This window comes from Enterobacter sp. 118C5 (assembly GCF_034107645.1).
GTDB classification, from domain to species: Bacteria; Pseudomonadota; Gammaproteobacteria; order Enterobacterales; family Enterobacteriaceae; genus Enterobacter; species Enterobacter nematophilus.
The window spans coordinates 247334-268279 of sequence record NZ_JAWNEU010000003.1; the positions used below are offsets into that span (position 1 = coordinate 247334).

Here is a 20946-nt window from a genome sequence, read left to right on the forward strand (position 1 = left end):
AGTATAGAGGGCAAGGGGCGCAGGAGAGTTTTTGGGAACAATCTGGCGTAAAAAAGCCGGGCAAGCCCGGCTCGGTATGAAGCGAGGGATCAGGAGACGTGCTGCAGGAACTCCTGCAAACGCTGGCTCGGCGGATTCGCGATCAGCGCCTGCGGATTGCCGTCTTCGGCGATGCGGCCTTTATCAATAAAGATCAGGCGGGAGGCCACCTTCTCAGCAAAGCCAATTTCGTGGGTCACGATCACCATCGTCATCCCTTCTTCCGCCAGATCCTGCATGACTTTCAGCACCTCGTGGCGCAGCTCCGGGTCGAGTGCGGACGTCGGCTCATCAAACAGCATCATCTTCGGCTTCACCGCCAGCGCGCGCGCAATCGCCACGCGCTGCTGCTGGCCGCCGGAGAGCTCGGAAGGATAGTGGTGCGCACGCTCCGCCAGACCAACCTTCGCCAGCAGGTCTTTTGCCAGCGCTTCCGCCGCCGCTTTGTTGGCACCGCGCACGCGCAGTGGGCCAAACATCACGTTTTCCAGCGCCGTCAGGTGCGGGAACAGGTAGAACTGCTGGAACACCATGCCCGCTTCCTGGCGAATCAGACGCTCGTCCACCTTCGGGTCGTTCACCTTCAGGCCGTCGACGATCAGATCGCCGCTGGTGATCTCTTCCAGCTTGTTGATGCAGCGCAGCAGGGTCGATTTACCGGAACCGGACGGCCCGATAATCACCACCACTTCACCCTGCCTGATGTTCAGATCGATATTGTGCAGCACCTGGGTTGGGCCAAAGTGCTTGGAAACGTTTTTAAATTCAATCACAGGATTTTCATCCTTCTTTCAAGACGGCGCAGAACGAAGCTCAGTACCAGCGTAATGATCAGGTAGACAACGGCGACCGCACTCCAGATTTCCAGCGCGCGGAAGTTGCCCGCAATAATTTCCTGGCCCTGACGGGTCAGTTCGGCCACGCCGATAACGATGAACAGCGACGTATCTTTAATGCTGATGATCCACTGGTTACCCAGCGGCGGCAGCATGCGGCGCAGCGCCAGCGGGAGAATAACGTGGCGGATCGTTTCGCGACGAGACAGACCTAACGCCAGACCGGCTTCGCTGAAACCTTTATGAATCGACAGCACCGCACCGCGGGTAATTTCCGCGATATAGGCGCCCGAGTTGATCATAATGGTCACGACGGCCGCGCTGAACGGATCGATGCGCAGGTCGGTAAAGGCCATTGGCAGGGCGAAGTAGATGAACATGACCTGCACGACAATCGGGGTGCCGCGGATCACTTCGATGAAAACCAGTGCGATGTGGTTTGCAATCCAGCCGCCGTAGGTGCGGGCGAAACCGGCGACAAGACCGATAATCAACCCGCCAACCAGACCGAGGACCGAAATCCACAGGGTCATTTTAGCGCCTTCAAGCAAGAGTGGAATGGCAGGCCAGATGGCGCTCCAGTCAAACTGCATGATAATTTCCTGTTACTGTTACCGTGTTTCAAAAATAGCAGGGGCGAAAGGTCGCCCCCGAGTGAACGTCATTTTTACGTCTTATTATTTAGGCTCAGTACCGAACCATTTTTTATAGATTTCGTTGTAGGTGCCGTTCTCTTTCAGGGTTTTCAGCGCGCCGTTAACCTTCGTGCGCAGATCGTCGCTGCCTTTCGGGAACGCGATACCGTACTGCTGCGCTTCCAGAGAGTCGCCCACGGCTTTGAACTTGCCGTTACCAGCCGTTTTGATGAAGTACAGGATGTTCGGGGTGTCGTGCAGAACGGCGTCAGCACGGTTGGTGCCGAGCTCCATGTACGCGTTGTCGATGTTCGGGAACTGGCGCAGGTCTTTGGTTTTGATGTTCGCTTTCGCGTAATCCACGGAACCGGTGCCGCTCTTCACTGCCACCACTTTACCGTCGAGGTCTTTCACGCTTTTAACATCGTTATTGTCCGCTTTCACCATCACCAGCAGGCCGCTTTTGTAGTAGCCGTCGGAGAAGTCGATCGCTTTTTTACGTTCTTCGGTAATGGTGATGCCCGCCAGCGCCAGATCGACGTTTTTGGTTTGCAGCGCCGGGATGATGCCGCTGAAGTCCATCGGCTTCAGGGTGTAGTCCAGTTTGAGTTCTTTGGCGATAGCGGCCCACAGATCAACATCAAAACCAACGTATTTGTCACCCTGTTTGAATTCAAACGGAACGAACGCCGTGTCGGTCGCCACAACCAGTTTGTCGGCAGCCTGAGAGGACACCGCAAAAGCCAGGGTAAGTGCAGCCAGTGAAACTTTTAATACAGACTTCATAGCATTTCCTTTTATATCCACGGGGCGATCCCCTGCGAGAACGACTGGTACAATGAAAAAATCGTGCCAACTTTACAAGCTGTTGTTTTGCAAAGGGGATGGAATCATGCATTGCACAAAAAGCGTGGCAATGATGTCGTGTTGCACCAGCATGGAGCACCATTTTGGTGCGCTTCGTTTGGGTCAACTGACGGGGAGATATTTAGCGTAAATTCTGACGAAAAAACAATCTTCCATTAACGGTTGTGTGAGGTGATTATTACAATTTCTTCACTTTTGCACCGTCTCAGGCAAAATCTGTGCACCATAAATGTGCAAAACCCTCACCAGAGGCGAGGGTTTGATAGGAAAGTCGTATGGATTACTCGATGTTAGATTCGATAAACCACAGGAACTGATCCAGGTCGCGGGACGCGGCGGTGAAGATGTCTGCGGTATCTTCATCCTTCGCTTCGCTAATCGCTTTGCGCACGTCATTGGCCACAATCGCGTAGCGGTCCGCCAGCTCTTTCAGGTGATCCTGAACGGTGTGAATATCCAGCGGGTAGCTTTTCAGCGGCGTTTTGCTGTTGATCACCTGCGTGGTCCCAAGCGCGACACCACCCAGCTGTACGGCACGTTCAGCCATCGTATCGAGGTGTGTCACCAGTGCTGTGCGGAAGCCATCCAGCATTTCATGGACGGCAATAAAGTTTGCACCGCGCATATTCCAGTGGGCCTGTTTGGTGATCAGCGAAAGATCGATGAACTGGATCACCTGGCGATTCAGCAACTCAATGGTCGCTTTTTTGTCGCTATCCGATACATCGTTACGGGTATAAAGCAGATTAGACGCTTTCGTTTTCACCAGTTTAGCGGTACTCATAATCTCATATCCTCTTGATGTTTATGTCCCAGGTAATTACGGAACTAAGTATAGCACCGGATTTTTTCTCTGCGGTCTGGCTGTGCCTATCGGTTTAATAGCGAGAAGGAGGTTGATAATTTAAATGATTGAAATTAGTAGAAAATTTTAAAATTGATACAGATCAATCTTAATTCACCGTAAGGGAAATAGACGGGGCAGGATATTTCGATAATATGACAAACTATGTAAGGAATTATAACGGATGGCGCTTTGGCCTTTATTCTGCATGGCCGTGAAGCCATGCAGAATATATGGCATTAGCCGATGTCGATTTTCTCAACTTTGGGCTCAGGGCGCATGGTGAGCGTTGACCCCATCGACGCCGCGATAATTGAGCAGAGCGCCAGCGTCTGGGTAAACGTCAGCGTTTCGCCCAGGAACACCATCCCGGAGATTGCCGCAAGGGCGGGCTCCATGCTCATCAGGGTGCCAAATATGCGCGTCGGCAGACGCGTCAGGGCGATCATCTCCAGAGAATAGGGGAGAGCCGTTGAAAGAATAGCGACCGCCAGCCCAATGGGCATGACTGACCATTGCCAGATAGACTCCGTGGCCTGCGCCATACCGATCGGCACAAAAACGATAGCCGCAATCACGGAACCCAGGGCGACCGTTGCCGGGCCATGCTCTTCACCCGCGCGCTGCCCGGTGAGGATATAGACTGCCCAGCACGCTCCTGCTCCCAGAGCCAGCGCTGCGCCCGTGAGGTCAATCTCAGAGACATTCTGACCGAGCGGCAGCAGGAACCATAAGCCCAGAACGGCCAGCACGACCCAGATAAAATCCACCGGACGACGTGATGAGAAAAGCGCCACCGCCAGCGGGCCGGTAAACTCCAGCGCGACGGCGATCCCGAGCGGGATGGTCTGGATGGAGAGGTAGAACATATAGTTCATTGCCCCGAGGGACAGGCCATAAAAAAGCAGGGGGAGCCGTTGCTCTTTTTTGAAGCGCAGACGCCAGGGTTTGAAAATGGCAACGAGTATCGCCGTGCCCAGCACGATACGCAGGGCTGTCACCCCGGGCGCACCCACCAGTGGAAAAAGCGATTTTGCCAGCGAAGCACCGCTTTGGATGGACAGCATGGCAATAAGTATGACGGCTACCGGCAACCAGACCGACGACGTGCGAGATAACCCAGGCATCCTTTCTCCTGTAAGCTAATGTCAAATGGAGTAAAGGTTGCAGTGTAAAGGAAATATACAGCTACGGTTGAGACTACGTTGAAAAAAAAGACCCGTGAAATCCGTAAAATGGTTAAGCGCTGGTGGATTTATCACCTGAAAGATTAGGAATAATCTGGATGAATATAACGGCGCAGACGCGCAATATGGGCGTTTAGTAGGAAAAATCGCATGTGATTTGAAAGAGTTAGCTGAGGTTGGAAACGTTCTGTTACAGGAAAGGCCTCGTTAGACATCACGAATCACAAAGAGTTTCGCAAATTTTTTTGATATATTTAAAACTTACGGACTTACTTGAAGCACATTTGAGGTGGTTATGAAAAAAATTGCATGTCTTTCAGCACTGGCCGCTGTACTGGCTGTTTCCGCAGGTACCGCTGTAGCTGCTACTTCTACCGTAACTGGTGGTTACGCTCAGAGCGATATGCAGGGCGTGATGAACAAAACCAACGGTTTCAACCTGAAGTATCGTTACGAGCAGGATAACAACCCGCTGGGCGTGATCGGTTCTTTCACCTACACCGAGAAAGATCGTACTGAAAACGGCGCATACAACAAAGGCCAGTACTACGGTATCACTGCTGGTCCAGCTTACCGTCTGAACGACTGGGCAAGCATCTACGGTGTTGTAGGTGTTGGCTACGGTAAATTCCAGCAGACCGAAAACCAGGGTCTGAACCGCACTGCAAGCAACAGCGACTACGGCTTCTCCTATGGCGCGGGTATGCAGTTCAACCCAATCGAAAACGTTGCTCTGGACTTCTCCTATGAGCAGAGCCGTATCCGCAACGTTGACGTTGGCACCTGGATCGCGGGCGTAGGTTACCGCTTCTAATCACTTCGGTGAGCTAATAAAAAATCCGCCCAATGTGGCGGATTTTTTTTTGTTTGTACCCTCTCCCAGTGGGAGAGGGCCAGGGTGAGCGCATCAGACCGCACAGCTTACTTACTCTTAATATCAAAAATATCCGTACCCAAATGGTTGTAGTCAACTTTCTGTAACTTGAAGTTGGTAACGTACACTGGGGGCGCTTTCTTGTTGGAGATAAACGGGTAACTATTTTTTATCTCTTTGGCCTTAATCCCCGTCCACTGCGAGAAGAACTGCAGGAAATCATTCGCCGAGCGCCGCGCTTTGATAACGCGATGCGTTTTATCATCACTCGACAGCACCATAAACGGCACCTGGAAATTCTGCTGGAACTGGTCGTCGTGCGCCAGATACTGCACTTCTTTACCACGCTCTTTGAACGCCAGCCCGTGATCCGAGAAATAGACCACGGAGAAGCTTTCGCCCGTGTTGCGCAGCTGATCGTAAAGCTTGCTGAGCAGTTCGTCAGTTTGAGTCATGGTGTAGAGATAGCAAGAGGTCTCTTTAGACTGCACAAACTCCGCGTATTTCCCGCCAGTGCGATCGCAGGCCTGCGGGTGCGACCCCATCAGGTGCAGGACAATCAGCTGCGGCTGGGTGCGCGGGGTAGCAAAGACCTGCGCCGTCATCTTCAGCAGCGCCTCGTCTTTGGTGTTTTTGTCGGCTTCAAAGTCGCCGCTCTTCAGGAACTGCACTTCGTCAGCACGCTTGGCAATACTGGCGATGGCCGTGTCGTATTCGCCAATTTGCCCCTGATTGGAGAACCACCAGGTCTGAAAACCGGCGCGGTTGGCAAGGGTGACGAAATTATCCTGAAACTGAGGTTTGCCATCCACCACGCGGTTCAGCGTCAGGCCGAGCGATTTCTGCGTTGAACCGCTGGCCGCCACATAATCGGTAAACAGGGTACCGTTGACCGAGCTGGCAAACGGCGTGTTATTCCAGTGCCCGCCGAAGGCGCCCAGTGCGTCGCGACGTGCGCTCTCGCCAATCACCACCACATAGGTATGGTATTTCGGCTTAACCGCCAGCACGTTCCAGGTGTCTTTCATATTGGAAAGTTCAGCCATGCGCGCCTGCTCGTCGAGAACCTCTTTATTGTTCACGACGACGTCTTTCACGAAGCGGAAAACCGGATAGCCGATATTGATGAGCCTTAGCTTACCGTCCCAGGGAATATTCTGGATGGGGGCGACGAACGCCACGGCAAGGCTGAAGACCAGACAGAGTATTTCGATTTTACCCCAGGATTTTTTCTCGCCCGACCGACGGCGGATGGCGATAACGCCCAACGCGAAGATAAATAACCCTACCACGTAGCTGTACCAGGGGAAGATCGTCAGGATCTCCGTCGACTCTTCCATATTGGTGGAGTGCAGCGCGAGAAGGGTATTAAAGTTTGGCGAGCCGTAGGCCTGGCCAAACGGGAAATACATCGCAGCAACCAGCGAGCAGACCCCCACCAACGCTTTCTGCACGCGCGGGGCCGCTCGCCACAGCACATGCAGGATGCAGGTGAAAGCCACTGCATAAAGCAGGCTGAAGGGATAGCCGAGCGCAAAGTTAATCAGCAGCGACTGCAAAAAGTAAAATCCCGTCCACGGGCTTAAGGCCCGGCTGCGGGTAACGATGGTATCTAACAGGGTTACATTCATAGGTCACTATCACAAAAACGCCATGTGCTCACCCTGGCGCCAAGGGTCAAAGCCTGCCGGACAGTGCGTGGAAAGGGAATGAGTGGTCCGCTTCAGCGAGCCGCAAATTGTGCAGGGCTGCAAGAAGATAGTGCGAGCGTGAATTAAGGTCAACAGTTGCTAAACAGATGTTTTGCGAGGGGGGCTGCAAATCCGCAAAAATTATCGGGAATTGGTCAGTTTACAGCGGAAGTGTGACAGAAAAATGAAGCGGCGTACCGCAACGCCGCTTAGTGGGAAGGTTTGTCGTCCTGATGCGGTTTGTTGTTAAACATATCGCACAGCATGTTCAACAGCATTAAGCGCACTTTAAAAGGAGAGTGGGTAAACACGGTCATACACCTCTTGAATTCGTTCATAAGACCTCCTGATGTTTGATCCCTTCGATCCGTGAAGGGTGACTGCATTACATACAGATATAGCACAGGCTATATTGTATAGCTATGGCTATTTCGTTAATTTTTTGTGCTTGCAGAGCTATGGTTTACAATGTGCGCTCTCGATACCGGGCGCTGGAAGCGTCACCCCACTGAGGAAGTACAATGAACCGTCGCGCAGGTAAGCCAACCATTAAAAAAACGACGCAACTGGTGAATGTTGAAGAACATGTCGAAGGTTTTCGCCAGGTCCGTGAAGCGCACCGGCGTGAACTGATTGATGATTATGTTGAGCTGATTTCCGATCTGATCCGCGAGGTTGGGGAAGCGCGTCAGGTTGATATGGCCGCCAGGCTGGGGGTTTCGCAGCCAACGGTCGCTAAAATGTTAAAACGTCTGGCCTCGGTAGGCCTGATCGAAATGATCCCCTGGCGCGGCGTGTTTCTGACGCCGGAAGGGGAGAAGCTTGCGCAGGAGAGCCGCGAGCGCCATCAGCTTGTCGAGAACTTTTTGCTGGTGCTGGGCGTCAGCCCGGAAATTGCCCGCCGGGATGCGGAAGGAATGGAGCACCACGTTAGCGAAGAGACGCTGGTGAAGTTTCGCGAATTTACCCTTAAATATGGTCCCTCCGCTGAATGAAAATCCCTGGACTGCAGGCCCTGTCACGCGATCGTTTCTTCCATCTCTTATTAATTACTGGCGCCGGGTTAAGCCTGTTTGTGCCGTTTGCGCCACAGGCCTGGTCTGCGGCGATTGACTGGCGAACCATCATCACCCTGAGCGGGTTAATGATGCTGACCAAAGGGGTCGAGCTGAGCGGCTATTTTGACGTCCTGGGGCGTAAAATGGTGCGCCGTTTTGCCACCGAGCGCAGGCTGGCCCTGTTTATGGTGTTCTCCGCCGCGGTGCTGTCGACGTTTCTGACCAACGATGTGGCGCTGTTTATCATCGTGCCCCTCACTCTCACCCTGCGTAAGCTCTGCGAGATCCCTGTCAGCCGCTTGATCATCTTTGAAGCGCTCGCCGTTAACGCCGGTTCTCTGTTGACGCCCATCGGTAACCCGCAAAATATACTTCTCTGGGGACGTTCCGGCCTGTCATTCGCCGCCTTTACCTGGCAGATGGCGCCTCTGGCGCTGGTGATGATGCTGTCGCTGCTGGCGGTCTGCTGGTTCGCGTTTCCGGATAAAAAGCTGCAATACCATAGCGGGACCACGGGCCCGCAGTGGCAGCCGCGGCTGGTCTGGAGCTGTCTCGGGTTATACATCGTCTTTCTGTTCGCCCTGGAGCTGAAGTATGAGCTGGCGGGCGTCCTGCTCGTCGCCGCGGGCTTTGTCGTGCTGGCGCGGCGCGTGCTGGTGAGCGTGGACTGGACGCTGCTGCTGGTCTTTATGGCGATGTTCATCGACGTGCATCTGCTTATTCAGCTTCCGGTGCTGCAAAACGTTCTGCACAGCGTCAGCGGTCTGTCGCAGCCGGGGCTGTGGCTCACGGCGATTGGCCTGTCGCAGTTTATCAGCAACGTGCCTGCCACCATTCTGCTGCTCAACTACGTTCCGCCGGACACGCTGCTGGCCTGGGCGGTCAACATCGGCGGGTTTGGGCTGCTGCCCGGCTCCCTGGCAAACCTGATCGCCCTGCGGATGGCCAACGACCGCCGCATCTGGTGGCGCTTCCACCTCTGGTCGATTCCGATGCTGCTCTGGGCTGCGGCGATTGGTTTCGGACTATTCCTTCTCATATAGTGCGCAATTTGTCAGTTTTTCCTGGCAAATGTATAGCAACGTCCTAGCTTTAGTGAACGGCATACTGTGATGCCGCTCACTGACAGGACCGTTGCTGAACTATGGCAGAAGAACAAAATCCGCCTGCTGACGAGCAGGAAAAAAACAATAACGAGCGTAAACGCCCGGGCAAAAAACCGTTAATTATCCTCGGCATTGTCGTGGTGGTGATGGTTGTTGTGGCGCTGGTCTGGTGGTTTTTAACCCGTAACGAAGAGACCACCGACGACGCCTTTACCGACGGCGACGTGGTGACGATTGCCCCCAAAACGGCGGGCTACGTTACCGAGCTTCGCGTGCGCGATAACCAGCGCGTGAAAAAGGGCGACCTGCTGGTGGTCATCGATCCTCGCGATACCACCGCCCAGCGCGATCAGGCTCAGGCCCAGCTTGGGCTGGCTATCGCACAGCTGCACCAGGCCCAGGCGCAGCTGGCGCTCTCAAAAGTGCAGTATCCCGCCCAGCGTGACGAAGCCAAAGCGCAGGTGCTGAAAGCGCAGGCCGATCTGGCGAACGCGCAGGCAGAGTACCGGCGCCAGCGCGGCGTCGACCCGCGCGCGACCACCCAGCAAAGTATTGATTCCGCGAACGCTCAGCTGCGCAGCGCCCAGGCCGGTCTGGCCAGCGCCCAGGCACAGCTGGAAGTGGCGGAGCAGATACAGCTGCAGATTCGCCAGCAGGAGACCAACGTGGAAGCCCGCGAGCGTCAGGTCGATCAGGCCAAAGCGCAGCTGGAAACCGCGAACCTGAACCTCTCTTATACCGAAGTCCGCGCCCCGTTCGACGGCTTTGTCACCAAACGCAACGTGCAGCCCGGCACGCTGGTGCAGGCGGGCACCGCGCTGTTCTCGCTGGTTTCCCCGAACGTATGGGTCGTGGCGAATTTTAAAGAGTCCCAGCTTGAGCGCATGAAGCCCGGCGATAAGGTCAGCGTCTCCGTGGATGCCTGGCCGGATATGGAGCTTGAAGGCCATATCGACAGCATCCAGCAGGGCAGCGGCTCGCGCTTCTCCGCCTTCCCGTCGGAAAACGCCACCGGTAACTTCGTGAAGATTGTTCAGCGCGTGCCGGTAAAAATCGTCATTGATAAAGGTCTGGATCCGAACAAGCCGCTGCCGCTGGGGCTGTCGGTTGAACCGAAGGTTACCGTGGAATGACGGATCACAGCCACGATAACTGGAAGCCCGCCAGTAACCCGTGGGCGGTGGCGATTGTCGTCACCCTGGCGGTGTTTATGGAAATTCTGGACACCACCATCGTCAACGTCGCGCTGCCGCACGTGGCGGGGTCGCTTTCGGCCAGCTATGACGAATCCACATGGGTGCTGACCAGCTACCTGGTGGCGAACGGCATCGTGCTGCCCATCTCGGCGTTCCTGAGCCGGCTGTTTGGCCGCAAGCAGTTCTTCCTCATTTGCATCGTGATGTTCACCATCTGCTCGTTCCTGTGCGGCATTGCCACCGAGCTTTGGCAAATCATTCTGTTCCGCGTGATGCAGGGCTTCTTTGGCGGCGGGCTACAGCCCACCCAGCAGTCGGTGCTGCTCGACTACTTCAAGCCTGAGGACAGGGGCAAAGCGTTTGGGCTTTCCTCCATTGCCATTATCGTTGCGCCGGTGCTTGGCCCGACGCTGGGGGGCTGGATCACCGACAACTACTCCTGGCGCTGGGTGTTCTTTATCAACATCCCGGTGGGGATTGTGACGGTGCTGGCGATCTACCAGCTGCTGGAAGATCCGCCGTGGGAGAGCAAATCAAAAGAGAAGCTGACGATCGACTGGACGGGGATCGGCCTGATCGCCCTCGGTCTCGGTTGTTTGCAGGTGATGCTCGATCGGGGCGAGGATGACGACTGGTTCTACTCGAACTTTATCCGCACCTTCGCGGTGCTGACGCTGGTCGGCATTATCGGCGCAATCTACTGGCTGATGTATGCCAAAAAGCCGGTAGTTGACCTCCACTGCATGAAAGACCGCAACTTCGCGATCTCCAGCCTGCTGATGGCGGGGATGGCGATGATCCTCTACGGCAGCTCGGTGGTGATTCCGCAGCTGGCGCAGCAGGATCTGGGCTATACCGCCACCTGGTCCGGGCTGGTGCTGTCGCCCGGCGCGGTGCTGATCGTGCTGACCATCCCGCTGGTGCTGAAGCTGATGCCGGTGGTGCAGACGCGCTGGATCATCGCCTTTGGCTTTACCTGCCTGGCGGTGTCGTTCTTCTGGTCGCGCACGCTGACGCCGGATATAGACTTCGAAACGCTGGTGCTGTTCCGCAGCGCCCAGTCGATTGGTCTGGGGTTCCTGTTTGTGCCGCTCACCACCATCGCCTTCATTTCTATACCGAGGCGGCTTAACGCCGATGCGGCGGCGCTGTTTACCATGTTCCGCAACGTGGCGGGGTCCATCGGTATTTCGCTCTCGACGGCCGCCATCACCGAACGTGCGCAGGCGCACAGCGCGCACCTTGCGTACCACGCCTCGCCGTTTAACGAGCAGTTCCAGCTGGCGATACGCGAAAGCGCCCAGGCGATCCAGGACTTCACCACCCAGGTGGGCGACCCGACCGGGATTGCCACCGGGCGGATGTACCAGACGATGATCGAGCAGTCGCGCTTTCTGGCCTACATCGACGTCTTCACCATCCTGAGCGCGGTGGCTTTGTTACTGATTCCGTTTTGTTTGTTGCTCTCGCCGGTTAAGAGCGAGGGGAGTGCAGGAGCACACTGATGATACACAGACGTTTACACCCCCTGATGATTATGATGCTGCTGGTGGGCTGCGCCGTCGGGCCGGACTACCAGCAGCCTGCGCCGCCCGCCGTTACGCACTGGAACGATAAGGGCGACAGCGGGGTGAAATCGCAAACCACCTCCGCCGCGACGAACCCGCGCTGGTGGAAAACCTTCGGCTCGCCGCAGCTCGACAGCCTTGTCGAGCGCGCCATCGCCGGGAACCTGACGCTGCAGCAAACGGTGCTGCGCATAGCCGGGGCGCGTGAACAGATTAACCAGGCGGGCGGGGCCTTTTTCCCGTCGGTGAACGGCAATCTGCAGGCGACGCGCCAGCAGCTCGGGCTGGAAGGGGAGCTAAAATCCCACGGCGTGTACGACCAGCTGGATAATGTCGATCCAGAACTGAGAGGCGCGCTGGGCCCGCTGACGCAGCCGATTCACCTCTACCAGGGCAGCTTCGACGCCCAGTGGGAAATCGACCTCTGGGGCAAGGTGCGCCGTCAGGTGGAAGCCGCCGAGGCGCAGCAGAAAGCCGCTATCGAGCAGCGCAACGACGCGCTGGTATCCCTGGAAGCGGAAGTGGCGCGCGCGTGGCTCCAGCTGCGCGGGGCGCAGAGCATTATCGCCACCCTGAACACCCAGATTAAAAGCGCGCAGCAGACGCTGGACCTCACCGAAAGCCGCCAGCGCGGCGGGCTGTCTCCGCAGATGGACGTGGAAAACGCCCGGGCGCAGCTGGGCAATCTTGAAGCGCAGCTGCCGCAGTATCAGGCGCAGGAGCGCCAGGCGATGAACGGCCTGGCGATCCTGCTCGGCAAGCCGCCGGGGGCGCTGGATGCAGAACTACAATCCGCGCAGCCGATGCCCGCGCTGCCGGATATCGTGCAGACCGGCATTCCGTCCACGCTGGCGCGCCGTCGCCCGGACGTGCGCGAAGCGGAGGCGAACCTTCATGCCGCCACGGCGCAAATCGGCGTCTCGGTGGCCGAGCTGTTCCCAAGCTTTACCCTCTCCGGGCAGTTTGGCCTGCGCAACAGCGAAAGCAGCTGGCTGACCGACTGGAGCAGCCACTTCTACAGCTTCGGCCCGCAGGTTTCCATTCCCATCTTCCAGGGCGGGCGGCTAGTCTCCAGCGTCAAGGTGGCGCGCGCGCAGCAGGGCGCGGCGGTGCTGGACTATCGCCAGACGGTCCTGACGGCGCTCGGGGACGTGGAAAATGCGCTGGTGAGCTATCGCACCGACCAGCAGCGTGAAGCGGGCCTCGCGAAAACCATCGACGCCCTGCAAAACGCCTTTGATTTAGCCAGCGACAGTTACCGGCAGGGGATCGCCAGCTTTATCGACGTGCTGGACGCCCAGCGGCAGCTGGCGCAGGCCGAGCAGCAGCGCGCGCAGGCGCAGGTGCAGAGCGCGCTCGATCTGGTGGCGCTTTACAAGGCGCTCGGCGGCGGCTGGGAGCCCTATCAGCAGGTGCAGCTCCCGGACTACAGCGTCTTTGGTGATGCCCCGCGCGGATAAATTCAGAGGATTGGGCAAGAAACGGACAGGAACGCCACATTCGCGATGGCTGAGGGGCGGGTATAACTAACAGGCACCCAATCGACATGCGAGGAATGACTTATGCGTTATCAAAAACTGGGCAATACCGGTCTGTTTGTTTCTGAACTCTGCCTCGGCACCATGACCTTCGGCGGTGAAGGCGGCATGTGGGGCAAAATTGGCCAGCTGCAGCAGAGCGAAGCCGAGCAGCTGGTGGGCCGCGCGCTGGATGCCGGGATCAACTTCATCGACACCGCCGACGTTTACTCGGAAGGGCGCTCGGAGGAGATCCTCGGGCGGGCGCTGAAAAACCTCAACGTTCCGCGCGAAAATGTGGTGGTTGCCACCAAAGTGTTCGGTGAAACCGGCACCGCGGGAGTGAACTCGCGCGGCAGCTCGCGGTATCACATTATCAGCGGCGTGAAGGAGAGCCTGCGCCGACTGCAGCTCGATCATATCGATCTCTACCAGCTTCACGGCTTTGACCCCGCAACGCCGATTGAAGAGACGCTCTATGCGCTGGATAACCTGGTGCAGCACGGCCACGTGCGCTACATCGGCGTCTCGAACTGGGCGGCATGGCAGATTGCCAAAGCGCTCGGTATCTCTGAACGCCTCGGGCTGGCGCGTTTCGCGTCGCTGCAGGCGTACTACACCATCGCCGGGCGCGATCTTGAGCGCGAGCTGGTGCCGATGATGCAAAGCGAAGGCGTTGGGCTGATGGTCTGGAGCCCGCTGGCGGGCGGCCTGCTGAGCGGAAAATATGGCCGCGACGGGCAGAGCGAAACCGGAGGCCGCCGTCTGGAGTTCGACTTCCCGCCGGTGAATAAAGAGCGCGCCTTCGACTGCGTGGACGTAATGCGCACGATTGCCGAAGGCAAAGGCGCCTCCGTCGCGCAAATCGCCCTGGCGTGGCTGCTGCATCAGAAAGCGGTAACCAGCGTGATTATTGGTGCGAAACGCGTCGATCAGCTGGACGACAACATTGCCGCGACCAGGATCCGCTTAAGCGAAGACGAGCTTAAGCAGTTGGATGCCGTCAGCGCATTGCCGCGCGAATATCCGGGCTGGATGCTGGAGCGGCAGGGCGAATATCGCCGCAGCCAGCTGGCGCAACAATAACCCTCCTCATCCCCGGTGGCGCTTCGCCTGCCGGGGCTTTTTTTCCCGCACTGCTCACAAAAAACGATCCTTACCTTTGATCCAAATTTCATCTTCGCCTATATGACTAGTCATGAAATTTTAAATGACTAGTCATATAGGGAGAGAGCATGAATAAATCGCTGCCGGCCAACTTTTTATGGGGCAACTCGGTGTCCAGCATGCAGACGGAAGGGGCCTGGAACGAGGGCGGGAAGGGCATGTCGGTCTACGACATTCGCGAAGCCGGGGAGAATATCTCCGACTGGAAAGTGGCAACCGACTCCTACCACCGCTACCGGGAAGATTTCGACCTGATGCAGGATCTGGGCATGAACTGCTACCGCTTTCAGATCTCGTGGAGCCGCGTCTGTCCGCAGGGTGACGGCGCGTTCAACGACGAGGGCATCGCGTTTTACGACCGCTTTATCGACGATCTGATTGCCCGCGGCATCGAGCCGATGGTCTGCCTCTACCACTTCGACATGCCGCTGGCGCTGGCGCAGGAGTACAACGGCTTCAACGACCGCCGCGTGATGGAGGCCTTTATCCGCTACGGCAAAAAGATGATCGACTGCTTCGGCGACCGCGTGAAGTACTGGCTGACCTTTAACGAGCAGAACATCTTCCATATGCCGGAAGCGTTCCGCATTTCCGGCTACATGAAAGGGGAGCAAACCCTGCGCGAGCTTTATGAGCTTCAGCACCATGCGATGGTGGCGCACATGGCGCTGACCGAGTACCTGCACCAGACAAAACCGGGCCAGCTGATGGGCGGCATGCTGGCGCACCAGCTGATCTATCCGGCCACCTGCAAGCCGCGCGATATCTTCTGCGCCCAGCAGTATGACGAATTCCTCAACCAGAACCTGCTGCGCGTCTTTGCCGGTCAGGGCTACAGCCCGGCGGTGATGGCGGTGGTGGAGCAGGAGGGTTTTGGCGATATCTACCGCGCCGAGGATTTAGCACTGCTGGCGCGCACCAGAAACGACTTTATGGCCTTCAGCTACTACGCCAGCAAAACGCTGGACAGCGACGCCATACCGGAAGGCACGCCGGTGAACTATTACCTGCTGCACGGCGAGAAAAATAACCCGTACCTGAAGGCCACCGAGTGGAACTGGCAGATCGATCCGCTGGGCTTTCGCACCATCATCACCCGCTACGCCAACGACTGGCGCATGCCGGTCTTCCCGATCGAAAACGGCATAGGGGTGATTGAGTCCTGGGACGGCGTGAACCCGATTGAGGACACCTACCGCATTGACTATCACCGGGCGCATATCGAGGCCATGAAGGAGGCGATGTTCGAGGACGGGGCAGAGGTGATCGGCTACCTCGGCTGGGGGTTAATCGACATTCTCAGCTCCCAGGGCGACATGCGTAAGCGCTACGGCGTTGTGTACGTCAACCGGGAAAACCACGACCTGAAAGACCTCAGGCGCGTGCCGAAGAAAAGCTACGCGTGGTTAAAACAGGTTATTCATACCAACGGACGCGAGATGTAAGCCGTACGCTGCCGGGCCGTTTTTGTGACTGATTGATGGGAACTATCCGCTATGTCTGAAGCAAAAATAACACCGCACATGCAGTCTTTTGTCGATAAATTTGTTGAGTTCTCGGCGCGCCTGGCAAACCAGGTGCACCTGCGCTCCCTGCGCGACGCCTTCGCCACGGTGATGCCGATTTTCATCCTCGCCGGTCTGGCGGTGCTGGTGAACAACGTGGTGTTCCCGTGGATTTTTGAGGGCGACACGCTCACACAGTTTAAGGTGTGGGGCGAGGCGATCGTCAACGGCACGCTGAACATTGCCGCGCTGCTGCTGGCACCGATGATTGCCTGGTCGCTGGCGCGCAACAAAGATTTCGACAATCCGGTCTCGGCAGTGGTTATCGCCGTCAGCAGTTTTATCATCATGATGCCGATGCGCTTACAGATTACGCCCGTCGGCAGCGACGCCGCGGTGAGCGTCACCCAGGTGCTGACGTTCGCCAATATCGGCTCAACCGGGATTTTCGCCGGGGTGCTGATCGGGCTGCTCTCAACGGAGCTGTTTATCGCCATTTCGCGGCTGAAGGCGCTGCACATTTCGCTGGGGGAGAACGTGCCCCCGGCGGTCAGCCAATCCTTTACCGCGCTGATCCCAACCATTCTTACGCTGTCGGTGTTCGCCGTGCTGGCGGCGCTGCTGGCAAACGTGCTGCACACGGATCTGATCCACCTGATCACCACCTTCATCCAGCAGCCGCTGCGGCTGATCAACACCAGCCTGCCGGGGACGATTTTCATCTACAGCTTCGGCAACTTCCTGTTCACGCTCGGTATTCACCAGTCGGTGGTGAACAGCGTGGTGCTGGAGCCGTTCCTGCTGATCAACACCAACGAGAACATGCTGGCCTTCGCCAACGGACAGCCCATCCCGCATATCATCAACAACATTTTCGTGCCGACGTTTGGCATGGTGGGCGGCACGGGCAGCACGATCTCGCTGCTGATCGCCATCTTTATCTTCTCGCGGCAACAATCGGCGAAGCAGGTGGCGCGTCTGTCGCTGGCGCCTGGCCTGTTCAACATCAACGAGCCGGTGATTTTCGGCCTGCCGATCGTCTTTAACCTGCCGCTGATGATCCCGTTTGTGCTGCTGCCCGCCATCGGTATTTACTTTGCCTGGCTCTGCACCACGCTGGGGCTAATGTCCCGCTGCGTGGTGATGATCCCGTGGACCACGCCGCCGATCCTTAGCGCCTGGCTGGCGACGGCGGGGGACTGGCGGGCGGTGGTGGTGCAGTTGGCAATCATCGTATTTGGTGTATTCTTCTACCTGCCTTTCCTCAAGATTGCCGAGCGAGTGGCGTTGAAAAACAGCGGGATAGAAACTAACTGAAAGGAAGGACGATGGCGGCGAAGTACATCACCATAGCGCGGGAAATTAAGAAACGCATTATCAGCCAGCAGTACGCCGCCAACGAACCCCTGCCGGACCAGTTTGCGCTGGCGGCGGAGTTCAGCACCAGCCGGATGACCATCCAGCAGGCGATGCGCCAGCTGATCGTCGAAGGGCTGGTCTACACCCGTCAGGGCCAGGGCACGTTCATCCGTAAAAATTTCCTCCAGCTCTCGCAGTGGGACCTCTCCGGCAGCGACTACTTCGGTGCCACCAAAACCTGGGAACATCTGGGCACGGTCACCAGCCAGGTGGTGCATTTTGAGCTGCGCTTCCCGAACGAGAAAGAGCAGGCGTCGCTGATGATTAACGCCGATGCGCCTGTCTATGACTTTATTCGCCTGCGCTTATTAAACGGTGAACCGATGTCGCTGGATTCCACGGTGATGCCGATGAATCTGGTGCCCGGCCTGACGAAAAGCCATCTTGAAGGTTCGGTGTTTCAGTACGTTCAGGAGACGCTGGGGCTGAAAATTATGGGGTCGTACCGGGTGGTGCGGGCGCTAAAGCCAAACGCGCTGGACAGGGAGCATCTGGTCTGCGAGCAAACCGATCCGGTGCTGGAAGTGGAGCAGGTGATTTATCTGGAGGACGGCACAGCGCTGGAGTATGCCCACTGCCACTATCGGTACGACCACGGCGGGGTTGTTATCGTGAATAACGGGTAAAAAAAAAGCGGGTATCGAAACCCGCTTTTTTAATGTTTCTCTGTTAATTCAAACGAACCGGCATACCGGAACGGTTTTGAATCGCCTGGTCGACGATGGTGGTTTCGACGTCAGGCTGAGAGGTCACGGACTGCACCGCGCTGTTCAGCGTAATCGGGACGATCTCGTTGTTGTTGATCTGGTCTTCGCTGGTAGACAGCGGGTTGTGTACTTCAATGTAGCGGCTGCCGTCTGGCTCAGAGGTCGCTTTCACCGGTTCGTTGATGAACTGCACGCGGGTACCGACCGGCACGTTTTCGAACAGGAACTTAATGTCGTCGTTACGCAGGCGCACGCAGCCGTGGCTTACGCGCAGGCCGATACCGAAGTTGGCGTTGGTGCCGTGGATGGCGTACAGGCGGCCAATGTACAGCGCGTACAGGCCCATCGGGTTATCCGGGCCGGCTGGTACAACGGCGGGCAGCGGCTCACCCGCAGCGATGTATTCCGCGTGCATTTTGGCGGTCGGCGTCCAGGTTGGGCCCGCTTTCTTACGCTCTACTTTGGTGGTCCAGTTCAGCGGTGTGTCTTTGCCCAGCTGGCCGATACCGATTGGCAGCACGATAACGGTGTTGGTGCCTTTCGGGTAGTAATACAGACGCATTTCGGCGCTGTTGATCACGATGCCTTCATGAACGGTATCCGGCAGGATCAGCTGCTGAGGAATATTCAGCACGGTACCCGCTTTTGGCAGATACGGGTCAACGCCCGGGTTCGCTTCCAGCATGTTAGACAGGCCCAGCTGGTACTGCGCGGCGAAATACTCCAGCGGCTGAGAGTTACCCTCAGGCACCGTCACCACCTGGTTTTGACCCACCAGACGGCTTCCGTCTGTCGGCAGGGGATACGTCACCGCAGACGCGGTCTTACAAAAACCTACTACGGCTAACGCCGCCGCAAAAAGCGTTGTTAATTTCATGTTCATGTTGTGCGAGGTATCTAAGCCATTCTGGCGATGAGTTGATAAGTCTGAATCTGTGATGGGAGCGCATTATATGTGCATTCCCGCTCACAGGGAATTCAGATGTGTACGAAATCACATTTTTTTCGATTTTGTTAAAGTTTAGTGGATTGCCGCAACACGGGATCTCAATTCGGAATTGTGGCATAATGCCGTGTTTATCACACTTTTCGCAGGAATCTCCCCGTGTTAGTTACCAGCAACGTCACTATGCAGTTTGGCAGTAAGCCGCTGTTCGAAAACATTTCCGTCAAATTTGGCGGCGGCAACCGTTACGGCCTGATTGGCGCCAACGGTAGCGGAAAATCCACCTTCATGAAGATCCTCGGCGGTGACCTGGAGCCAACGCTCGGCAACGTGTCGCTCGACCCTAACGAGCGCATCGGTAAGCTGCGTCAGGATCAGTTCGCCTTTGAAGAGTTCACCGTACTCGACACCGTGATCATGGGGCACGCGGAGCTGTGGGAAGTGAAGCAGGAGCGCGATCGCATTTACGCGCTGGCCGAAATGAGCGAAGAAGACGGCTATAAAGTGGCCGATCTGGAAACCCAGTACGGCGAAATGGACGGTTACTCTGCGGAAGCGCGTGCGGGCGAACTGCTGCTGGGCGTGGGCATTCCGGTTGAACAGCATTACGGCCCGATGAGCGAAGTCGCCCCAGGCTGGAAGCTGCGCGTGCTGCTGGCGCAGGCGCTGTTCTCTAACCCGGACATCCTGCTGCTTGACGAACCGACGAACAACCTGGACATCGACACCATCCGCTGGCTGGAGCAGACGCTGAACGACCGCGACAGCACCATGATCATCATCTCGCACGACCGTCACTTCCTGAACATGGTCTGTACGCACATGGCGGATCTGGACTACGGCGAGCTGCGCGTGTATCCGGGCAACTACGACGAATACATGACGGCGGCCACCCAGGCGCGTGAGCGTCTGCTGGCGGATAACGCCAAGAAGAAAGCGCAGATTGCGGACCTGCAGTCCTTCGTCAGCCGCTTCAGCGCCAACGCCTCTAAATCGCGTCAGGCGACTTCCCGTGCCCGTCAGATCGACAAAATCAAGCTGGAAGAAGTGAAAGCCTCCAGCCGTCAGAACCCGTTCATCCGCTTCGAGCAGGACAAGAAGCTGTTCCGTAACGCGCTGGAAGTGGAAGCGCTTACCAAAGGCTTCGATGAAGGCCCGCTGTTTAAAAACTTCAATCTGCTGCTGGAAGTGGGCGAGAAGATTGCCATTTTGGGCGCCAACGGCGTGGGTAAATCTACCCTGCTGAAAACCCTGGTGGGTGAACTGCAGCCGGACAACGGCACCGTGAAGTGGTCTGAAAACGCGCAGATCGGCTACTACGCGCAGGACCATGAGTACGAGTTCGAAAACGATCTGACCGTCTTTGACTGGATGAGCCAGTGGAAGCAGGAAGGCGACGACGAGCAGGCGGTGCGCAGCATTCTGGGTCGCCTGCTGTTCAGCCAGGACGACATCAAAAAGCCGGCTAAAGTGCTCTCCGGTGGTGAGAAGGGCCGCATGCTGTTCGGCAAGCTGATGATGGAAAAACCAAACATCCTGGTGATGGACGAACCGACTAACCACCTGGACATGGAATCTATCGAATCGCTGAACATGGCGCTGGAGATGTATCAGGGCACCCTGATCTTCGTCTCTCACGACCGTGAGTTCGTCAGCTCGCTGGCGACCCGCGTGATCGAAATTACGCCAGAGCGCGTGGTGGACTTCACCGGTAATTACGAAGATTATCTGCGCAGTAAAGGTATCGACGGCTAATTTCCCGTCGTCTTTCACGCTGCAGATGC

The 20946-nt window shown here is 56.9% G+C and carries 19 protein-coding genes; 11 read left to right on the plus strand and 8 right to left on the minus strand.

Features of this window, described 5'->3' with window-relative positions:
* Positions 1-89 precede the first annotated feature (89 nt).
* From glnQ to rhtA, 5 genes are all read right to left on the minus strand, one after another.
* Positions 90-812, minus strand: coding sequence for a glutamine ABC transporter ATP-binding protein GlnQ (gene glnQ, locus UTO39_RS08830; protein ID WP_061098794.1), 723 nt, complete (start codon positions 810-812; stop codon positions 90-92).
* Entirely contained in the window at positions 809-1468 is a 660-nt protein-coding gene (glnP, locus tag UTO39_RS08835; protein WP_003858462.1) for a glutamine ABC transporter permease GlnP, read from the minus strand. The genes glnQ and glnP overlap by 4 nt, the downstream gene beginning before the upstream one ends.
* Before the next feature lie 84 nt (positions 1469-1552).
* Positions 1553-2296 (minus strand): glutamine ABC transporter substrate-binding protein GlnH, encoded by a 744-nt coding sequence (glnH, locus tag UTO39_RS08840; RefSeq protein WP_014831177.1) that lies wholly within the window; start codon positions 2294-2296, stop codon positions 1553-1555.
* Between the two features lie 361 nt (positions 2297-2657).
* Entirely contained in the window at positions 2658-3161 is a 504-nt protein-coding gene (dps, locus tag UTO39_RS08845) for a DNA starvation/stationary phase protection protein Dps (protein WP_008501171.1), read from the minus strand.
* Between the two features lie 299 nt (positions 3162-3460).
* Entirely contained in the window at positions 3461-4348 is an 888-nt protein-coding gene (rhtA, locus tag UTO39_RS08850) for a threonine/homoserine exporter RhtA (RefSeq protein WP_266178471.1), read from the minus strand.
* 355 nt (positions 4349-4703) lie between these two features.
* On the opposite strand from rhtA, the gene ompX reads away from it, so the two are divergent.
* Positions 4704-5222 (plus strand): outer membrane protein OmpX, encoded by a 519-nt coding sequence (ompX, locus tag UTO39_RS08855; protein WP_061098792.1) that lies wholly within the window; start codon positions 4704-4706, stop codon positions 5220-5222.
* A 107-nt stretch (positions 5223-5329) separates the two neighbouring features.
* On the opposite strand, the gene UTO39_RS08860 is transcribed toward ompX, so the two are convergent.
* Together UTO39_RS08860 and mntS are read right to left on the minus strand one after the other, a co-directional pair.
* Complete coding sequence (locus UTO39_RS08860) at positions 5330-6913, minus strand: phosphoethanolamine transferase (RefSeq protein WP_151412781.1); 1584 nt, start codon at positions 6911-6913, stop codon at positions 5330-5332.
* A 269-nt stretch (positions 6914-7182) separates the two neighbouring features.
* On the minus strand, positions 7183-7311 hold the full coding sequence (mntS, locus tag UTO39_RS08865) for a manganase accumulation protein MntS (RefSeq protein WP_014831181.1): 129 nt from the start codon (positions 7309-7311) through the stop codon (positions 7183-7185).
* Positions 7312-7494: 183 nt separating this feature from the next.
* Here mntS and mntR point away from each other — a divergent pair, with 183 nt between their 5' ends.
* The 9 genes from mntR to UTO39_RS08910 all read left to right on the plus strand — a co-directional run bounded on the left by mntR (position 7495) and on the right by UTO39_RS08910 (position 18135).
* On the plus strand, positions 7495-7968 hold the full coding sequence (gene mntR, locus UTO39_RS08870) for a manganese-binding transcriptional regulator MntR (protein WP_008501176.1): 474 nt from the start codon (positions 7495-7497) through the stop codon (positions 7966-7968).
* Positions 7965-9074, plus strand: coding sequence for an anion transporter (locus tag UTO39_RS08875; RefSeq protein ID WP_253541309.1), 1110 nt, complete (start codon positions 7965-7967; stop codon positions 9072-9074). Before mntR ends, UTO39_RS08875 begins: the two co-directional genes overlap by 4 nt.
* A gap of 101 nt (positions 9075-9175) precedes the next feature.
* Entirely contained in the window at positions 9176-10270 is a 1095-nt protein-coding gene (locus tag UTO39_RS08880; RefSeq protein ID WP_253541312.1) for an HlyD family secretion protein, read from the plus strand.
* On the plus strand, positions 10267-11838 hold the full coding sequence (locus UTO39_RS08885) for a DHA2 family efflux MFS transporter permease subunit (protein ID WP_320726979.1): 1572 nt from the start codon (positions 10267-10269) through the stop codon (positions 11836-11838). Before UTO39_RS08880 ends, UTO39_RS08885 begins: the two co-directional genes overlap by 4 nt.
* Positions 11838-13361 (plus strand): efflux transporter outer membrane subunit, encoded by a 1524-nt coding sequence (locus tag UTO39_RS08890; protein WP_320726980.1) that lies wholly within the window; start codon positions 11838-11840, stop codon positions 13359-13361. Before UTO39_RS08885 ends, UTO39_RS08890 begins: the two co-directional genes overlap by 1 nt.
* Before the next feature lie 102 nt (positions 13362-13463).
* A complete protein-coding gene (locus UTO39_RS08895) occupies positions 13464-14504 on the plus strand; it encodes an aldo/keto reductase (protein ID WP_320726981.1) in 1041 nt (346 codons plus the stop codon).
* Between the two features lie 149 nt (positions 14505-14653).
* A complete protein-coding gene (locus UTO39_RS08900; RefSeq protein WP_320726982.1) occupies positions 14654-16030 on the plus strand; it encodes a glycoside hydrolase family 1 protein in 1377 nt (458 codons plus the stop codon).
* A gap of 51 nt (positions 16031-16081) precedes the next feature.
* Positions 16082-17407, plus strand: a complete 1326-nt coding sequence (locus tag UTO39_RS08905) for a PTS transporter subunit EIIC (RefSeq protein ID WP_320726983.1) — start codon at positions 16082-16084, stop codon at positions 17405-17407.
* 11 nt (positions 17408-17418) lie between these two features.
* The gene (locus tag UTO39_RS08910; protein WP_253541322.1) at positions 17419-18135 is read left to right on the plus strand and encodes a GntR family transcriptional regulator; all 717 of its coding nucleotides are present in this window, start codon (positions 17419-17421) and stop codon (positions 18133-18135) included.
* 43 nt (positions 18136-18178) lie between these two features.
* On the opposite strand, the gene ldtB is transcribed toward UTO39_RS08910, so the two are convergent.
* Positions 18179-19099: a L,D-transpeptidase gene (gene ldtB / locus UTO39_RS08915; protein ID WP_008501186.1), complete on the minus strand. Its 921-nt coding sequence runs from the start codon at positions 19097-19099 to the stop codon at positions 18179-18181.
* Positions 19100-19321: 222 nt separating this feature from the next.
* Between ldtB and UTO39_RS08920 the strand changes: the two genes are divergently transcribed.
* Complete coding sequence (locus UTO39_RS08920) at positions 19322-20917, plus strand: ABC-F family ATPase (protein ID WP_047073790.1); 1596 nt, start codon at positions 19322-19324, stop codon at positions 20915-20917.
* Positions 20918-20946: the final 29 nt, after the last annotated feature.